This window comes from Streptomyces sp. IBSNAI002, from assembly GCF_052244475.1.
Classification (GTDB): domain Bacteria; phylum Actinomycetota; class Actinomycetes; order Streptomycetales; family Streptomycetaceae; genus Streptomyces.
The window spans coordinates 3,728,057-3,745,413 of record NZ_JBQPXG010000002.1; the positions used below are offsets into that span (position 1 = coordinate 3,728,057).

Annotated in this window: 15 protein-coding genes and 1 tRNA gene; 8 read left to right on the top strand and 8 right to left on the bottom strand. The window is 71.4% G+C overall.

Going from position 1 to position 17,357, the window contains the following annotated elements:
* Nucleotides 1-45: 45 nt before the first annotated feature.
* Nucleotides 46-1,314: a sensor histidine kinase gene (locus tag ACTVZO_RS18070; RefSeq protein WP_443299368.1), complete on the bottom strand. Its 1,269-nt coding sequence runs from the start codon at nt 1,312-1,314 to the stop codon at nt 46-48.
* 259 nt (nt 1,315-1,573) lie between these two features.
* Here ACTVZO_RS18070 and ACTVZO_RS18075 point away from each other — a divergent pair.
* The 5 genes from ACTVZO_RS18075 (at nt 1,574) to pth (ending at nt 5,778) form a co-directional block, all read left to right on the top strand.
* Nucleotides 1,574-1,645 (top strand) — tRNA-Gln (locus ACTVZO_RS18075).
* 109 nt (nt 1,646-1,754) lie between these two features.
* On the top strand, nt 1,755-3,200 hold the full coding sequence (gene glmU / locus ACTVZO_RS18080; protein WP_443299369.1) for a bifunctional UDP-N-acetylglucosamine diphosphorylase/glucosamine-1-phosphate N-acetyltransferase GlmU: 1,446 nt from the start codon (nt 1,755-1,757) through the stop codon (nt 3,198-3,200).
* Between the two features lie 134 nt (nt 3,201-3,334).
* On the top strand, nt 3,335-4,312 hold the full coding sequence (locus tag ACTVZO_RS18085) for a ribose-phosphate diphosphokinase (protein WP_443299370.1): 978 nt from the start codon (nt 3,335-3,337) through the stop codon (nt 4,310-4,312).
* Between the two features lie 194 nt (nt 4,313-4,506).
* Nucleotides 4,507-5,088, top strand: coding sequence for a 50S ribosomal protein L25/general stress protein Ctc (locus ACTVZO_RS18090; RefSeq protein WP_443299371.1), 582 nt, complete (start codon nt 4,507-4,509; stop codon nt 5,086-5,088).
* Nucleotides 5,089-5,187: 99 nt separating this feature from the next.
* On the top strand, nt 5,188-5,778 hold the full coding sequence (gene pth / locus ACTVZO_RS18095; RefSeq protein ID WP_443299372.1) for an aminoacyl-tRNA hydrolase: 591 nt from the start codon (nt 5,188-5,190) through the stop codon (nt 5,776-5,778).
* 62 nt (nt 5,779-5,840) lie between these two features.
* On the opposite strand, the gene ppc is transcribed toward pth, so the two are convergent.
* Complete coding sequence (gene ppc, locus ACTVZO_RS18100; RefSeq protein WP_443299373.1) at nt 5,841-8,612, bottom strand: phosphoenolpyruvate carboxylase; 2,772 nt, start codon at nt 8,610-8,612, stop codon at nt 5,841-5,843.
* Nucleotides 8,613-8,934: 322 nt separating this feature from the next.
* On the opposite strand from ppc, the gene ACTVZO_RS18105 reads away from it, so the two are divergent.
* Both ACTVZO_RS18105 and ACTVZO_RS18110 read left to right on the top strand, forming a co-directional pair.
* Nucleotides 8,935-9,915, top strand: coding sequence for an acyl-CoA desaturase (locus ACTVZO_RS18105; RefSeq protein WP_443299374.1), 981 nt, complete (start codon nt 8,935-8,937; stop codon nt 9,913-9,915).
* A complete protein-coding gene (locus ACTVZO_RS18110; RefSeq protein WP_386186608.1) occupies nt 9,912-10,586 on the top strand; it encodes a TetR family transcriptional regulator in 675 nt (224 codons plus the stop codon). Before ACTVZO_RS18105 ends, ACTVZO_RS18110 begins: the two co-directional genes overlap by 4 nt.
* A gap of 83 nt (nt 10,587-10,669) precedes the next feature.
* On the opposite strand, the gene ACTVZO_RS18115 is transcribed toward ACTVZO_RS18110, so the two are convergent.
* Together ACTVZO_RS18115 and ACTVZO_RS18120 are read right to left on the bottom strand one after the other, a co-directional pair.
* Nucleotides 10,670-11,038, bottom strand: a complete 369-nt coding sequence (locus tag ACTVZO_RS18115) for a VOC family protein (protein WP_443299375.1) — start codon at nt 11,036-11,038, stop codon at nt 10,670-10,672.
* Between the two features lie 2 nt (nt 11,039-11,040).
* Nucleotides 11,041-11,898 carry a trans-aconitate 2-methyltransferase gene (locus ACTVZO_RS18120; protein ID WP_443299376.1) on the bottom strand — a complete coding sequence of 286 codons (858 nt, stop codon included), beginning with the start codon at nt 11,896-11,898 and terminating at the stop codon, nt 11,041-11,043.
* Nucleotides 11,899-12,059: 161 nt separating this feature from the next.
* On the opposite strand from ACTVZO_RS18120, the gene ACTVZO_RS18125 reads away from it, so the two are divergent.
* The gene (locus ACTVZO_RS18125; RefSeq protein WP_443299377.1) at nt 12,060-12,557 is read left to right on the top strand and encodes a MarR family winged helix-turn-helix transcriptional regulator; all 498 of its coding nucleotides are present in this window, start codon (nt 12,060-12,062) and stop codon (nt 12,555-12,557) included.
* Here the strand turns inward: ACTVZO_RS18125 and ACTVZO_RS18130 are convergent.
* The 4 genes from ACTVZO_RS18130 to ACTVZO_RS18145 form a co-directional block, all read right to left on the bottom strand.
* Nucleotides 12,516-13,289: a LuxR C-terminal-related transcriptional regulator gene (locus ACTVZO_RS18130; RefSeq protein ID WP_443299378.1), complete on the bottom strand. Its 774-nt coding sequence runs from the start codon at nt 13,287-13,289 to the stop codon at nt 12,516-12,518. The genes ACTVZO_RS18125 and ACTVZO_RS18130 overlap by 42 nt on opposite strands.
* Before the next feature lie 488 nt (nt 13,290-13,777).
* Nucleotides 13,778-14,737 (bottom strand): UDP-glucose 4-epimerase GalE, encoded by a 960-nt coding sequence (gene galE / locus ACTVZO_RS18135; RefSeq protein WP_443303207.1) that lies wholly within the window; start codon nt 14,735-14,737, stop codon nt 13,778-13,780.
* A gap of 75 nt (nt 14,738-14,812) precedes the next feature.
* Nucleotides 14,813-15,502 (bottom strand): response regulator transcription factor, encoded by a 690-nt coding sequence (locus ACTVZO_RS18140; protein ID WP_443303208.1) that lies wholly within the window; start codon nt 15,500-15,502, stop codon nt 14,813-14,815.
* Between the two features lie 124 nt (nt 15,503-15,626).
* Nucleotides 15,627-17,348 carry an outer membrane protein assembly factor BamB family protein gene (locus tag ACTVZO_RS18145; RefSeq protein WP_443299379.1) on the bottom strand — a complete coding sequence of 574 codons (1,722 nt, stop codon included), beginning with the start codon at nt 17,346-17,348 and terminating at the stop codon, nt 15,627-15,629.
* Nucleotides 17,349-17,357 lie beyond the last annotated feature (9 nt).

Sequence of the window (17,357 nt, forward strand, 5' to 3'; positions counted from 1 at the left end):
GGCCGACGACGCCGGCCGCCCGGCCGCCCGGCGGCCCCGGACGGCTCAACCGGCCGGAAGCACCGCCGACACCTTGAAGCCGCCCTCGTCGGTCGGCCCGGACACGAACACCCCGCCCAGGCCGAGCACCCGCTCCCGCATCCCCACCAGCCCGTTGCCCCCGCTCGGCAGGCCGGGCTCGGCCGCCTTCCCGTCGCACGGCCCGTTCTCCACCTGCATGGCCACCTCCCGGTCACGGTGCGCGAGGCGTACGGTCACCCGCGCGCCGGGAGCGTGCTTGTGGCAGTTGGTGAGCGCCTCCTGCACCACCCGGTACGCCGTCTGCTCCACCTCCACCGCGTACTCCGCCCCCTGGCCGTGCACGACCATCTCCACGGTCATCCCGGCCGCCCGCGACTGCCCGACCAGCACCTCCAGCGCGTCGAGCGAGGGCCCGTCGTCGAAACTCCCCACCAGCGCCACGGGCACCGGCCGCGGCGCCCGCTCCACGCGCTCCACCGGCTTCGCCGGCTTCTCGGCGGCGCGCAGCACCCCGAGCATCTCGCGCAGCTCCGTCAGCGCCTGCCGGCCCATGTCACCCACCAGCGCGGCGTTCTTGGCGGCCCGCGCCGGGTCCTTGGCCGCGATCGCCTCCAGCGCGGCCGCGTGCACCACCATCAGGGACACCCGGTGCGCCACGACGTCGTGCATCTCCCGGGCGATCCGGGTGCGTTCCTCCTTGCGGGCCCACTCGGCCCGCTCCTCGGCCCGGTCCGCCAGCAGCGACAGCTCCCGCTCCAGCGAGTCCGCCCGCTCCTGGAGGCTCTCCATCAGCCGTCGCCGGGCTCCGATGTACAGCCCGAACAGCACCGGCGGCACGGTCAGCGCCACCGCCACGAACCCGGACAGCGACACGACGAGCAGGTGGTCGGCCTCGACGTCGCTCCTGGTCCGCAGGTACATCACCACGAAGGTCGCGGCCAGCGTCATCGAGGCCAGCGTCGCCGTGATCCGCCGGGGCACCTCGGAGGAGGCCAGCGTGTACAGGCCCACCACCCCGAGCAGGAACCCCATCGCGGCGGGCGCCACGGCGATCCCCACGAGCACCACGGCCACCGGCCACCGGCGCCGCAGCACCAGCGTGGCCCCCACCAGCAACCCGAACAGCACGCCGACCGCGGTCGGCAGCCCCGCCTCACCGGCGAAGGTCACGCCCTCCCACGCACACTCGACGGCGGACACCGCGCCGAGCCCCACGTCCTCCACGACATCCCGGCGACGCGCCCACCACAACGGCGGCCCAGCGCGGCCTTCCACATCCCCCGTACTGGTCATGCCGTCCAGCGTACGCAGCGGCCCCGGCGCGCGGTCGAACGAAAATCCCGGGGACCGCGGGCCATCGCACGTACGACCGCGCCCTTCGCATCCCCACGCACCCACCGGAAGAACACGGGCGACACGTATCGGGGTTGTCTCGTCAGTACGCGCATCGAAGGGCTCGGATTTGTACCGTCGCATCGAGGGCGCCTGGTGCGGCATAGTAGATCCCGTCGACTGGATCACCAGGTGAGATGTCTGATTTAGTCGTAAATAATCCCCTGTGGTGTAATTGGCAGCACTGAGGCTTTTGGTGCCTTATGTCCGGGTTCGAGTCCTGGCGGGGGAGCTCTGCACGTTCGGGTCCTGACCGCAAAGGTCGGGACCCGGCCTCGCTTGCGGGCAACGGCCCCCCGGTATCCTTCACGGGTCCACCCCCGAAGCCGAAGGGCATCCCCGTGAGCGCCAACCGCCCGGCAGCCGTCGTCGTACTCGCAGCGGGTGAAGGCACCCGTATGAAGTCGGCCACTCCCAAGGTTCTGCACGAGATCTGCGGGCGCTCGCTCGTCGGTCACGTCGTCGCCGCCTCCCGTGAGCTGGACCCCGCCCACCTCGTCGTGGTCGTCGGGCACGCCCGCGAGCAGGTCACCGCCCACCTGGCCGGGATCGACGCCGAGGTGCGCACGGCCGTCCAGTACGAGCAGAACGGCACCGGGCACGCCGTCCGGATGGCCCTCGAAGAGCTCGGCGGAACCGTCGACGGCACCGTGATCGTCGTCTGCGGCGACACCCCCCTGCTGACCGGCGAGACCCTCGCCCGGCTCGCGGCCACCCACGAGGCCGACGGCAACGCCGTCACCGTGCTCACCGCCGAGGTGCCCGACTCCACCGGCTACGGGCGCATCGTGCGCGACGCCGGCGGCGCCGTCACGGCCATCGTCGAGCACAAGGACGCCAGCGACTCCCAGCGCGCCATCCGCGAGATCAACTCCGGCGTCTTCGCGTTCGACGGAGCCCTGCTCGCCGACGCCCTCGGCAAGGTGCGCACCGACAACAGCCAGGGCGAGGAGTACCTCACCGACGTCCTGGGGATCCTGCGCGAGGCCGGCCACCGGGTCGGCGCGGCCGTCGGCTCCGACCACCGCCAGATCCTCGGCATCAACAACCGCGTGCAGCTCGCCGAGGCCCGCGCCCTGCTGAACGCGCGGCTGCTGGAGCAGGCCATGCTCGCGGGCGTCACGGTCGTCGACCCCGCCGGCACCTTCGTGGACGTCACGGTCACTTTCGGCCAGGACGCCGTGATCCACCCGGGGACCCAGCTCCTGGGCGCCACCCACATCGCCGAGGGGGCCGAGGTCGGCCCGAACACCCGGCTCAAGGACACCCGGGTGGGCCCGGGGGCCCGCGTGGACAACACGGTGGCCGACAGCGCGGTGATCGGCGACGCGGCCTCCGTGGGCCCGTTCGCGTACCTGCGCCCGGGCACCGTGCTCGGCGCGAAGGCCAAGGCCGGCACGTACGTCGAGATGAAGAACGCGACGATCGGCGAGGGCACCAAGGTGCCCCACCTGTCGTACGTGGGCGACGCGACGATCGGCGAGTACACCAACATCGGCGCGGCGAGCGTCTTCGTGAACTACGACGGCGAACACAAGCACCACACCACCGTCGGCTCGCATTGCAAGACGGGCTCGGACAACATGTTTGTGGCGCCCGTCACCATCGGGGACGGGGCCTACACGGCCGCCGGGTCCGTGATCACGAAGGACGTCCCGCCCGGCGCGCTGGCCGTGGCCCGCGGCCAGCAGCGGAATATCGAGGGATGGGTGGCCCGCAAGCGTCCGGGAAGCGCTGCCGCGACGGCGGCCCAGTCGGCGGTCCAGGTGGACTCCGACGGCCGTTGAGGTGAACTGACCGGAAACGAGTACGTCCGCGACGGCGTACCGTGATAGGTGCACGCAATTCGGCTGGCTCACCGTGTGCGGGACGGACGCACATGGGGGCGAGCAGCTTTCAACACGTCTGAGGAGACAGTGCTGTGACCGGGATCAAGACGACCGGCGAGAAGAAGCTGATGCTCTTCTCCGGCCGCGCCCACCCCGAGCTGGCCGAGGAGGTCGCGCACCAGCTGGGAGTCGGCCTCGTGCCGACCAAGGCTTTCGACTTCGCGAACGGCGAGATCTACGTCCGCTTCCAGGAGTCGGCTCGCGGCGCGGACTGCTTCCTGATCCAGAGCCACACGGCTCCGATCAACAAGTGGATCATGGAGCAGCTGATCATGATCGACGCGCTGAAGCGCGCGTCGGCACGCTCCATCACCGTGATCGTCCCGTCCTACGGGTACGCCCGCCAGGACAAGAAGCACAAGGGCCGCGAGCCGATCTCGGCCCGTCTGGTCGCCGACCTGCTGAAGACGGCGGGTGCCGACCGCATCCTCACGGTGGACCTGCACACGGACCAGATCCAGGGCTTCTTCGACGGCCCGGTGGACCACCTCTCGGCCCTCAACGTCCTCGCGGACTACGTCGGCGCCAAGGTGGACCGCACCAAGCTGACGATCGTCTCCCCGGACGCCGGCCGCGTGCGCGTCGCCGACCGCTGGTGCGACCGCCTGGACGCCCCGCTGGCCATCGTGCACAAGCGCCGCGACAAGGACGTCGCCAACCAGGTGACCGTCCACGAGGTCGTCGGCGAGGTCAAGGGCCGCGTCTGCGTCCTGGTCGACGACATGATCGACACGGGCGGCACCATCTGCGCCGCGGCCGACGCGCTGTTCGCGCACGGTGCCGAGGACGTCATCGTGACGGCCACGCACGGCATCCTGTCGGGCCCGGCCGCGGACCGCCTGAAGAACTCCAAGGTCAGCGAGTTCGTCTTCACGAACACCCTGCCGGACCCGTCCGACCTGGAGCTCGACAAGATCACGGTGCTGTCGATCGCCCCGATGATCGCGCGCGCCGTGCGCGAGGTCTTCGAGGACGGCTCGGTCACCAGCCTCTTCGAGGAGCAGCATTAGGCGGGTCCGCGTAACGCGGACCACAGAAGATCCTTTTGAAAGTGCGGCCTCCCCGCCGGTAGACTCATCGAGTTGCTCGGCGAGGGAGGCCGCACTTTCGTGTGCGGACGCTCCGTTATCGACGCGCTCTTCGTAGCAGGCCGTTCCGGCCGGGTGACCGTCGTCCGTTTTCCGTCACCCCACGAGGAGTGAGCATGTCCGAGATCAAGCTTGCCGCCAAGGTCCGCGACAACTTCGGCAAGGGCGCTGCCCGTCAGGCCCGTCGTGACGCCCTGACCCCCGCCGTCATCTACGGCCACGGCACCGACCCGAAGCACGTCAACGTCAACGCCCACGCCCTTCAGCTGGCGCTGCGCACCCCGAACGTCCTGATCTCCCTGGACATCGAGGGCAACACCGAGCTGGTCATCCCGAAGGCCGTGCAGAAGCACCCGCTGAAGCGCTCGATCTCCCACGTCGACTTCCTGATCGTCAAGAAGGGCGAGAAGGTCACCGTCGACGTCGCGATCGTCACCGAGGGCGAGCTTGCCGCCGGCGGCAACATGCTGGAGACCCTCCAGAACACGATCTCCGTCGAGGCCGAGGCCACCCACATCCCGACCGAGGTCACCGTCTCGATCGCGGGCCTCGAGGCCGGCACCACCATCCACGCCAAGGACCTGGTCCTGCCGGCCGGCACCACGCTGGCCGTCGACGGCGACATCGCCGTCCTGCAGGTCGTCGCGCCGCAGGCCGAGGAGCCGGCCGCCGACGCCGCCGAGGGCACCGAGGCCTGAGCCTCGCCCCACCCCCTCAGCAGTTGCTGACCGACCGCCGTCCGGCTCCACTGGAGCGGGACGGCGGTCGTCTTCGTTCAAGGCCTTAAGGAGCTTTTGATGTCGGACGACGCGGCACCCTGGCTGATCGTCGGCCTGGGCAACCCGGGACCGGAGTACGCGGGCAACCGCCACAACATCGGGTTCATGGTGGCCGACCTGCTGGCGGACCGGATCCGCGGGAAGTTCAAGGCGCACAAGGCCCGGGCGCAGGTCGTCGAGGGCCGCATCGGCGCGCCGGGACCGGCCAACCGCAGGGTGGTGCTGGCGAAGCCGATGACGTTCATGAACCTCTCCGGCGGCCCGGTGACGGCGCTGCGCGACTTCTACAAGGTTCCACTGGACCGGATCATCGCGATCCACGACGAACTGGACATCGACTACCCGACGCTGCGCCTGAAGCTGGGCGGCGGGGACAACGGCCACAACGGGCTGAAGTCGATGACGAAGTCCATGGGCCCCGACTACCACCGGGTGCGCTGCGGCATCGGGCGGCCGCCCGGCCGGATGCAGGTCGCGGACTTCGTGCTGAAGGACTTCTCCTCCACGGAGCGCAAGGAGCTCGACTGGTTCGTGGACCGGGCCGCCGACGCGGTGGAGTGCCTGATCCAGGAGGGGCTGGAGCGCGCGCAGTCCACGTACAACTCCTGACGGACGTGACGGAGCCCCCGCACCGGCCGGTGCGGGGGCTCCGTCATGTCCGGGTCCGGGGCTCAGCCGGTGTTGCGCAGGCCCGCGGCCACGCCGTTGACCGTGAGCAGCAGGGCGCGGGCGAGCAGCGGGTCGGCTTCCTCGCCGCGGGCGGCCGCGGCGCGCTGGCGGGCCAGCAGGGAGACCTGGAGGTAGGAGATCGGGTCCAGGTAGGCGTCGCGGACGGCGAAGGTCTGCTGGAGCACCGGGTGGGAGTCCAGGAGCCGCTCGCCGCCGGTGATGCGCAGGACCTCGCGGACCGTCAGTTCGTGCTCGGCTTCGATGCGGGCGAAGACGTGCTTGAGGTGGTCCGGTACGAGGGTGTCGACGTAGTGGCGGGCGATCCGCAGGTCGGTCTTGGCCAGTGTCATCTCGACGTTGGACAGGAAGTTGCGGAAGAAGTGCCAGCGTCCGCCCATCTCGGCGAGGACGTCCTCCTGGCCGGCCTCGCGCAGGGCCTTGAGGCCCGAGCCGACTCCGTACCAGCCGGGGACGATCTGGCGGGACTGGGTCCAGCCGAAGACCCACGGGATGGCGCGCAGGCCGTCGAGGCCGGCGCCGGAGTCGGGGCGGCGCGAGGGGCGGGAGCCCAGGTGCAGGTCGGCGAGCTGGTCGACGGGGGTGGCGGCGAAGAAGTACGCCGGCAGGTCCGGGTCCTCGACGAGCTCGCGGTACGCGCCGTGGGCGGCGTCCGAGACGGTGTCCATGGCCGCGTCCCAGCGGGCGAGGGCTTCGTCGGACTGGCGGGGTGCGGTGTGCAGGGCGGAGGCCTGCAGGGTGGCCGCGACGGTCAGTTCGAGGTTCTCTCGGGCCAGTGAGGGCACGAGGTACTTGTCGGAGATGACCTCGCCCTGCTCGGTGACCTTGATCTCGCCTTCGAGCGTGCCCCAGGGCTGGGCGAGGATCGCGTCGTGCGAGGGGCCGCCGCCGCGGCCGACGGTGCCGCCGCGGCCGTGGAAGAGGCGCAGGCGGACGCCGTAGCGGTGGGCGACGTCGCGCAGCCGGCGCTGGGCGCGGTGGATCTCCCACTGGCTGGTGGTGATGCCGCCGAACTTGGAGGAGTCGGAGTAGCCGAGCATGACCTCCTGGACGTCGCCGCGCAGGGAGACGAGGCGCCGGTAGGAGGGGTCGGCGAGCATTTCGTCGAGGATGACGTCGGCGGCGCGCAGCTCGTCGGTGGTCTCCAGGAGCGGGACGATGCCGATCTTGGCCCAGCCGCTGTGGAGGTCGATGAGTCCGGCCTCGCGGGCGAGGACGGCGGCGGCGAAGACGTCGTCGGCGCCCTGGCACATCGAGATGATGTACGACTCGATGACCTCGGGGCCGAACTTCTCGAAGGCGTCCTTGATCGCGAGGAACACGCCGAGGGTCTTCTGGCCGGCGGGGTCCAGCGGGGCCGGGGTGGGGGCCAGCGGGCGGCGGGAGCGCAGTTCCTTGGCGAGCAGCCTGCCGCGGTAGTCGCGGGGCATGTCGGCGTAGCGCCAGGACTCCTCGCCGAGCCGGTCGAAGAGCTGGCCGAGCGCGTGGTGGTGGGCGTCGGCGTGCTCGCGTACGTCCATGGTGGCGAGCTGGAGGCCGAAGGCGGCCAGCGTGCGGATGGTGCGGTCCATGCGGCCGTCGGCGAAGAGGGCGCCGCGGTGCTCGCGCAGGGAGGTCTGGATGAGGGTGAGGTCGGTGAGCAGCTCGGCGGTGCCGAGGTAGTCGCGGCCTTCCTCGTGCGGGGTGCCCTGGGCGAGGCGCCGGCGGGTGTTGACGAGCTTCTGCCGGATGCAGGTGGCCTTGAGGCGGTACGGCTCCTCGGCGTTCAGCCGCTTGTAGCGCGGGCTGATCTCGGGGAGGCGTTCCAGGTCCGCCTGGAGGGAGGCGAGGAGCTCTTCGGTGGCGCCGGTGTAGCGGATCGAGTTCGACAGCAGCCCGCGCAGGAAGTCGATGAGCTCGAGGGCGTCGGTGATGCCGTGTTCGTGCTGGAGGATCAGCACGTCCCGGGTGACGTCGGGGGTGACGTTGGGGTTGCCGTCGCGGTCGCCGCCGATCCAGGTGCCGAAGGTCAGCGGGCGGGTCCCGGCGGGCAGCTCGACGCCGACGCGCTGGAGCTCGGCGGCGAGGTCTTCCAGGACGTCGCCGACCGCGCCGGCGTGCAGCTCGTCGAGGTAGTAGATGGCGTTGCGGGCCTCGTCGGCGGGCTCGGGGCGGACCACGCGCAGTTCGTCGGTCTGCCAGACGAGGTCGATGTTCTCGGCGAGCCGCAGGTCGTGGCGGCGGCGGTCGCCGGCGCCGGTGACGGGCTCCTCCAGCAGGGCGGCGATGCGGCGCAGCTTGTTCAGCACGCTGCGGCGGGCCGCTTCGGTGGGGTGTGCGGTGAAGACGGGGCGGACGTTGAGGTTCTTGACCGTCTCGCGCAGGTGCTCGGGATCGGCGTCCTTGAGCATGTCGGCGGTGCGGGCCAGGAGGCCGCCTTCGGCGGCCCGGTGGGCGCGCAGTTCCTTGCCGCGGTGCACCTGCTCGGTGACGTTGGCGAGGTGGAAGTAGGTGGAGAAGGCGCGCACCAGCTTGGCGGCGGTCTCCAGGTCGGTGTCGCCGAGGAGGGCGGCGGCGGCTTCGCCGTCGGTGCGCGTCAGTGCGCGCACTTGTTCGACGAGGTCGAGGAGGTCCTGGCCCTCCTGGCGTACGAGGGTCTCGCCGAGGAGGTCACCGAGCCGGCGGATGTCCGCGCGCAACTCTGCGTTGGCGGTGGCGGCCGGGGTGACGGGGGCGGCCGGCTGGGTGGCCAGGTGGGCCTGGTCAGCACTGCTCACAGGTGCGGCTCCTTGCAGTGTTCGAGCGCTACTGGGCGGTGGGCTCCCGACCGCGCACGGCGATGCCGGTCCTGATGCGCAGCTCGGGCTGCCCGTGCGGACCGCGCTGTCCGACGACAACAGGATAGGTGTCCGGCGCGTGTGCCTGGGCAAATGTCTCATCAGGCGGCTCGTGAACCGCTCGGGCGCCTGCGGCACGGTCCCCGGCCGCGCTCCTGTTGCCCAGGGACCCGCCTTTGCCATACTTACGATGCCGTAGGTTACGGGCGCGTAGGTCCGTAGCCAGGGAGCCTGCCGAATCTCTCACCCCCCAGGGGACCCCATGACCACCAGTCCCGATCTGATCGAGGACGCCTCCGCGTCCTCCGACACCCCTGCGCCGTCCGCGACACTGGGCGGCGAGAACAAGCGGTCCATCGAGCAGATCGCCCTTCTGCTGTTCATCACCGTTCCCTTCCTGGCACTGCTGGCGGCGGTGCCGCTGGCGTGGGGCTGGGGGGTGAGCTGGCTCGACCTGGGCCTGATGGTCTTCATGTACTTCCTGGCCTGCCACGGGATCACCATCGGTTTCCACCGCTACTTCACGCACGGTTCCTTCAAGGCGAAGCGGCCGCTGCGGATCGTCCTCGCCGTGATGGGCTCGATGGCGGTGGAGGGCCCGCTGGTGCGCTGGGTGGCGGACCACCGCAAGCACCACAAGTTCTCGGACCACGAGGGCGACCCGCATTCCCCGTGGCGGTTCGGCGAGACGCTCCCGGCGCTGATGAAGGGCCTGTGGTGGGCGCACATCGGCTGGCTCTTCGACGAGGAGCAGACCGACCAGCAGAAGTACGCGCCCGACCTGATCAAGGACCCGGCGATCCGGCGGATCTCGCGCGACTTCATCTTCTGGACGATGCTCTCGCTGGCGATCCCGCCGCTGGTGGGCGGTCTGGTCACGATGTCCTGGTGGGGCGCGTTCACGGCGTTCTTCTGGGGGTCGCTGGTGCGCGTCGCGCTGCTGCACCACGTCACGTGGTCGATCAACTCGATCTGCCACGCGGTGGGCAAGCGTCCGTTCAAGTCGCGTGACCGCTCGGGCAACGTCTGGTGGCTGGCGGTGCTGTCCTGCGGGGAGTCCTGGCACAACCTGCACCACGCGGACCCGACCTCGGCCCGGCACGGTGTGCTGCGCGGCCAGATCGACTCCAGTGCGCGGCTGATCCGCTGGTTCGAGCAGCTGGGCTGGGCCACGGACGTGCGCTGGCCCTCGGCGGACCGCATCGAGGCCCGGCGCAGGGAAACCGGGTCGAACCCGGCATGATGGGAGGCGTGGCGATCGACGGCGGTAATTCCAGCAGCGACAAGCCCAGGCGTGGCCGCCGGGTTCGGATGACGGGCGCGGAGCGGCGCCAGCAACTGCTGGACATCGGCCGGACCCTGTTCGCGGAGAAGGGCTTCGAGGGCACGTCGGTGGAGGAGATCGCGGCGAAGGCCGGGGTGTCCAAGCCGGTGGTGTACGAGCACTTCGGCGGCAAGGAGGGCCTGTACGCGGTCGTCGTGGACCGGGAGATGCGCCAGCTGCTGGACGGGGTGACGGGCGCGCTGACGGCCGGGCACCCGCGGGAGCTGCTGGAGCAGGCGGCGTTCGCGCTGCTGGACTACATCGAGTCCTACACGGACGGTTTCCGCATCCTCGTCCGGGATTCCCCGGTCGCCCAGTCGACCGGCACCTTCGCCTCGTTGATCAGTGACATCGCCACGCAGGTCGAGGACATCCTGGGCCTGGAGTTCAAGGCGCGGGGCTTCGACCCGAAGCTGGCCCCGCTGTACGCGCAGGCGCTGGTCGGGATGGTGGCGCTGACGGGCCAGTGGTGGCTGGACGTGCGCCGCCCGAAGAAGGCGGAGGTCGCGGCGCACCTGGTGAACCTGGCCTGGCACGGGCTGGACGGCCTGGAGTCGAAGCCGCAGCTGGTGGGCCGCCGCAAGAGCTGAGCCCCGCCCGCCGCCCAGGGCACGACGGCGCCCCGTCACCGGAGATCCGGTGGCGGGGCGCCGTCGTGTGGTGCGGGTCCGGGTCAGGCCCCGGGATGCGGTTCGAGGAATTCGAGCCGGTTGCCGACGGGGTCCTCGGAGTAGAAGCGGCGGTGGCCCGGGAGGTTCTCGTCCCAGACGACCTTGGCGCCGCGCTCCTCCAGTCTCTTCGCGTACTCCGCGATGCCGGTCACCCGTAGTCCGGGGTGGGCCTTGAGCGCGGGCCTGAAGTCCTCTTCCACGCCGAGGTGCAGCTGTACCGGTCCGGCGGCGAACCAGCAGCCCCCGCGTGCGGCGAGGACGGGCGGTTTGGAGAGCTCGGTCATGCCGAGGATCCCTGTGTAGTACGCGCGGAGCCGGTCCTCCGAGTCCGGCGGCGCGGCGAGTTGGACGTGGTCGACTGCGGTGAGCACGGTCAGGCCTCCTTGCGGGCCACGGCGAAGATCCGCCGGAAGGGGAAGACGGTGCCGCGGGGGCCGGGCGGGTAGGACTCGCGCAGCCGGTCGCGGTATTCGGTGAGGAAGGCGTCGACGGCGTCCCGGTCGTCGCCGAGGGCGGTGAGGACGGGGCGCAGCGCGGTGCCCTTGACCCAGTCGAGCACCGGGTCGGGTCCGTGGAGCAGCTGGTGGTAGGTGGTCGACCAGACGTCCACGGCGCAGCCGAGTTCGGTGAACCGGGCGAGGTATTCGGCGGGTTCGAGCAGGTGGATGTACCGGGCGCCGTGTCCGGCGAGCCGGGCCCGCCAGCGCGGTGCGTCGCAGAGCTCGGCGAGCAGCGCGTGGCTGGGGGCGTTGAAGTTGGCGGGGATCTGGAAGGCGAAGGTGCCGCCGGGGCGCAGGCCGTTGATCCAGGCCGCGAAGGAGCCGGGGTGGCTGGGGACCCACTGGAGGGCCGCGTTCGAGACGATCAGGTCGTAGGGCTCCTCGGGCAGCCAGGTGCCGAGGTCCCCGTGGCGGAACTCGAGGCTGCCGCCGCCCGCGGTGGGGCCGGCGTACTCCTCGGTGGCGCGGTGGAGCATCTCGGGCGAGAGGTCGAAGCCGGTGATCCGGGCCTCGGGCCAGCGGCCGGCGAGCAGGGTGGTGACGTTGCCGGGGCCGCAGCCGAGGTCTGCGATGCGGGCGGGGCGGGTGGGGAGTTCGGGTATGCGGGTCAGCAGGTCAAGGAAGGGGCGCGTGCGATGGCCGGCGTGCCGAAGGTACTGCTGGGGGTCCCAGGTGGGTGCGGAGGGCGCGGTGGCCGTGGGGATCCCGGCCTGTGCGGTATCGGAATACATGTTCGAGCCTCCCTGCTGGCGGGGCGGTCGGAAGCGGAATCAGTTCCGGCCCCCTCCATGCCCCATGGTCGCCGCATTTATATCTCGTGGTCAAGATACTTGATATCAAGATACATGACGTGAAGAGACTTCACATCGACAGACCCCTTACACTGATCGGCATGGAGGACGAGGTCGACCGACTGGTAGCGGCATGGCGGCGGGAGCGCCCTGACCTCGACGTGGAACCGCTCGAGGTGCTCAGCCGCGTCAGCAGGCTCGCCCGGCACCTCGACCGCGCCCGCCGGCTCGCCTTCTCCGAGCACAGCCTGGAGCCGTGGGAGTTCGACGTCCTCACCTCCCTGCGCCGCGCCGGCGCGCCCTACCAGCTCTCGCCCGGCCAGCTCCTGACCCAGACCCTGGTCACCTCCGGGACCATGACCAACCGGATCGACCGGCTCGCCAAGAAGGGCCTCGTCGAGCGGCTGCCCGACCCCAGCGACCGCCGGGGGGTCCTCGTACGACTGACCCCCGAGGGCCGCGACCGCGCCGACCAGGCCCTTGCCGGGCTGCTGGCCCAGGAGCGGGCGATCCTGGCCCAGCTCTCGCGGATCCAGCGCGGCGATCTCGCCGCGCTGCTACGCCAGTTGACCGCTCCGTTCGACAACATCCCCGGCTAGGTCCGCCGGCCGTACGCCCGCCCGCCGGGCCAGCGCGACCGCCGCGAGCGTGGAGTGCACCCCGAGCTTGCCCAGCACGTTCTGCATGTGCGTGCGGACGGTGTGCGGGGACAGGAACAACCGCGCCGCCACGTCCTTGCGGCCCAGGCCCGCCACCATGCAGCGCAGCACCTCGTGCTCGCGCGGGGTGAGCGACTCGACGAGCCGTTCACTGTCCGTACGGTGCTTGCGCGCGGCGGTCAGTTCACGGAGCACCCCGGTCAGCAGCGCGGGCGGAAGGTGCGTCTCCTCCCGCAGGACCCCGCGGATCACGGCCAGCAGCCGCGACAGCGAGCAGTCCTTCGCCACCCAGCCCGATGCCCCCGCCTGCAGGGCGAGGGCCGCCCGCCGGGGGTCGTCCCGCTCCGCGAGGACGACGGTGCGCACGCCCGGATGGGACACCCGCACGCCGGCGACCAGCGCGATCCCGTCCGAGGCGGGCGGTGGCGGACCGGAGCCGGAGCCCGGCTCCCGCTGGCCGGGCACGCTCCCGGCGATGGCGCCGAGATCGGCGTCGACCAGCATGACGTCGAAGCGGCGGCCCTCGGCCACCGCCCGTTCGAGGCAGCGCAGCGCGGCGGGGCCGCTGCCGGCCGCGGACACCTCCACGTCCGGCTCGGCCGCGAGCGCGGCGGCGAGCGATTCGGCGAAGATGCGGTGATCGTCGACCACGAGAACCCGGATACGAACCACAAAACCCCCAAGGGTCGGGGAACGGACGACGGCGGGTACGGAGCCCGGACCGGGTGATCCGCAGCTGCCGCGGCCGCCGCCGTGACATCTCTGCACTACCCCGGAGCGGACGCCGTACCCGACTTGTCTCGACCCCTGAATCAACACCGGCCCCCACCGGTGTCACGCATCAGCGTAGGGCGAGGTACGGCTCGCGGTTGGCCGAATAGCAGAAGTTTTCCCGGGGATTTTCCGGCGGGGCCGTTCCGAACGGCCTTTATGGTGGCTTGATTTCGACTGCGCCGAAGGTCCGGATGGCCGCTTCCGGACCGGCGTGTGCCACGGGCAGATGCACGATGTGCATTTCACCCGGCGTGTGCACGCTGGGCGCCCGCGCACGGCGCCCACACGCGGCGCACCGCGAAGACGCGCGCGCCCCCCGCACGGTCACGGTGCGGGGGGGCGCGCGGGAAGAGCGTGTTCAGGAAGGTCCGGGAAGGGCCCGAGGTTCAGGAGGTGTGCGTCCGCGCGAAGTTCCACGCGTCCGTGATGATGCCGGTGAGGTCCGAGCGGCTCGGGGTCCAGCCCAGCCGTTCGTGGGCCGTCCGGGCCGAGGCGACCAGCGCCGCCGGGTCCCCCGCCCGGCGCGGCGCGAGGACTTCGGGGATCTCGTGGCCGGTCACCTTGCGGACCGTCTCGACGACCTCGCGGACCGAGAACCCGCTGCCGTTGCCCAGGTTGCAGATCAGGTGCTCCCCGGCCGCGGCCGCCTCCAGCGCGGCCAGGTGGGCCTCGGCCAGGTCCGCGACGTGGATGTAGTCGCGCACGCAGGTGCCGTCGGGGGTCGGGTAGTCCTCGCCGAACACCGAGATCGACTCGCGTTCGCCCAGCGCCACCTGGAGGACCAGCGGGATCAGGTGGGTCTCGGGGCTGTGCCGCTCGCCGAACTCCCCGTACGCGCCCGCCACGTTGAAGTAGCGCAGGGACACCGCGGCCAGGCCGTGCGCCACGCACTCCCCCGCGATCATGTGGTCCACGGCCAGCTTCGAGGCCCCGTACGGGTTGGTCGGCGCGGTCACCGAGGCCTCGGTGAGCAGGCCCTCCGTCGGCTCCCCGTAGGTGGCGGCGGTGGAGGAGAACACCAGCTTGCGCACGCCCGCCCCGCGCATCGCGGCCAGCAGGGCCAGGGTGCCGCCGACGTTGTTCTCCCAGTACTTGCCCGGGTTCGCCACGGACTCGCCGACCTGCGAGGAGGCAGCGAAGTGCAGCACCGCGTCGTAGGAGGGGTCCAGGTACCGGGCGGCGTCCTGGATCCGGCCCTCGATGAAGGCGGCGCCCGCCGGCACGCCCTCGCGGAAGCCGGTGCTCAGGTCGTCGAGGACGGTGACCTCGTGGCCCGCCTCCAGCAGATGGGCCGCGACCACGCTGCCGACGTATCCGGCGCCGCCGGTCACCAGGTATTTGTGCATCGCCGTGTTGCTCACTCGCCTACTGCCTCTCGCGGGGGATCACACGCGGGTGCGCGCGCGTGCTGGATCGTCCCGTCAAACTACCGTCTGGCCGGGCCCCGCCGGCGCCGCCCGGTCGAGCAGGCCGGTACGCGCGGCCAGCGCCGCCGCCTCCAGCCGCGAGCCCACGCCCAGCTTCATCAACACCCGCTGGACATGCGTACGGGCGGTGCTCGGCGCGATGGCCATGCCCGCCGCGATCAGCCGGGTGTCCTCGCCCTCGGCGACCCGGACCAGCACCTCCACCTCGCGCGGCGTGAGCAGCCGCAGCAGCCGGCTGCCCTCGTCGTCGGGCTGGGCGGCGGGGTTGAGCAGTTCCGCGAAGGCGCCCTGGAGCAGCTGCGGGGCGATCGCCACTTCGCCGGCCCGGGCCTTGGCCAGCGCCCGCTCCACGCCCTCGATCCGCTCGTCGTGGCGTACGTACCCGGAGGCGCCCGCGGCGAAGGCGGCCGCGATCCCGCGCGGGCTGGGCACGGGCCCGAGCACGACCACGGCGATCTGCGGCCGTTCGCGCTTGATCCGGACGACGGGTTCGAACACCCCGGGCTCGGCGGGGACCGCGGTGCCGAGGAGGCAGACCTCGGGGGCGCGGCTGATGACCAGTTCGGCGGCGCCCGCGGCCGGTGCGGCGGCGGCGAGCACCCGGTGACCGCGCAGTTTCAGGGCCGAGGCGAGCGCCTCGGCCAGCAGCCGGTGCTCGTCGACCACCACGACCCGTACGCCCATTGCGTGCCCCACCCCCGACCCTTCTGACCCGGCAAGCTACACGCTTGTTCGACGGTGCGCGGGGGTATCCGCGCAGAAGCCCCCGGAAGGCGGACCTTCCGGGGGCTCCGTGGACGCGGGCCGGTCAGCTCGCGGTGAACGAGGAGAAGATGTACTCCGGGTCGGACGTCGAGGAGTACGGCTTCTTCACCGACGTACGGGCCAGGAACAGCTTGCCGTTGTGGTAGCGGTACTCGTGGTGGTCGGGCGAGTAGGCCGTCTCGATGCGCTGGGTCGTCTTGTCCGACGGGTTCTCCATCAGGACGGTTTCCTTCATCGTCTTGCCGTCGATGCTGACGATCTGGCCGCCCTTGTCGTACGGGGGCTCCTTGTAGGCGATGATGTTCGACCCGTCCATGCGCAGCGGGAACAGCTTGTGGCGCTCGCCCGCGGGGGCCGCCTCGTTGGTCTGCTTGCCGGTCTCCAGGTCGAAGGAGAGCAGCTCGTTGGTCTTGCCGTAGGGGTCCTGGCCCTGGTGCTCGTACGAGGGCAGGTAGAGCTTGCCGTTGCCGACGACGAAGCCGAAGCAGCGCTCGACCTCGGTGTTGCACTCGCCGCCGAAGTTGCCGGAGGACAGCGAGATGCGCGCCTTCAGCTGGCCCGCCGCGTCGACGACGAAGAGGTCGCTGACGCCGGTGGCGTTCTTGGCGGTCTTGCCGACGTCGGCGGCGACGATCAGGGGCTTGGTGGAGACGATGCTGGCGTAGTCGATGCCCGGGGAGAGCTTGTACGAGGACTGCGGTGCGCCGGTCGTCGGGTCGAGGATCTGCGCGTACAGGGTCGGGGTGGAGCTCTGGCCGCACTTGCGGAGGACCGCGAGGGCCTCGCCGCCCGCGTAGCCGGCGTCGCGGCAGCCTTCGCCGTCGGTCTTGGGCAGCCACAGCGACTTGCCGTCGGCGAGGTTCCAGGCGGCGCCGCCCGAGGAGCCGCCGGCCGCGACCGTCTGCCCGCTGAGGGTGACCTCGTAGTAGGAGACGGGCTTGTCACCGCTGGTGGCGCTCTTGGCGTTGCCGGACCACAGGAGCTTTCCGGCCTCCAGGTCGATGACGCCGACCTCGGTGCACGGCGGGTACTTGGCCTCCGGCGTGGGCTTCGCGGGCCGGAAGAGCACGGCCGACTTCTTGTCGGTCACGTGCGGGGTGGCACCGCAGAGTTCACCCGGGAGGGGAACCTCCCACTTCTTGCCGCCGTCGACGACGTTGTAGCCGACGATCTTGTACACGTCGGACTTCACGTAGGTGGTGTCGGTCAGCCAGGAGCCCGGGACCTGGACCATCTCGTCCGGCGTCGGGCTCGGCTGGTTGAGCAGCACCTTCGACTTGGTGTTGGCGGGCACCTTCTCGGTGCCGCCCGCGCCGGGCTGGGACTTGTCGTCGCCGGGCTTGGCGGGGCCGCTGTCCGCGGTGTCGTTCTTGCCCCCGTCGTCACCGACGTACCAGAAGCCGCCGCCGACGATGAGGACGATGGCCAGCAGCGCCGCGCCGACGATCAGCAGCTGGTTGCGCACGTCGTTGCCGCCGCCCGAGCCGCCGGCCGGGGGCTGGGCGCTGTACATGGGCGTGGTGGGCGGCCCGAAGGGCGGGGGCGTACCGGGCTGCTGCGGGTAGCCGTAGCCGGCGCCGGGCTGCTGCGGGTAGCCGTACGCGGGCTGCGTCGGCGGCTGCTGCGGCGGGGCCGGCGGCTGCTGAGGCGCGGTGGGGGGCTGCTGCGGCGGCGCGGGAGGCACGGGCGGCTGCATGGGCGGCGGGTCCTGCGGCGCTCCGAAGCCGCCGGACGGCGGCTGGCTGGGGGGCGGCGGGGTACTCATGGGTTGCTA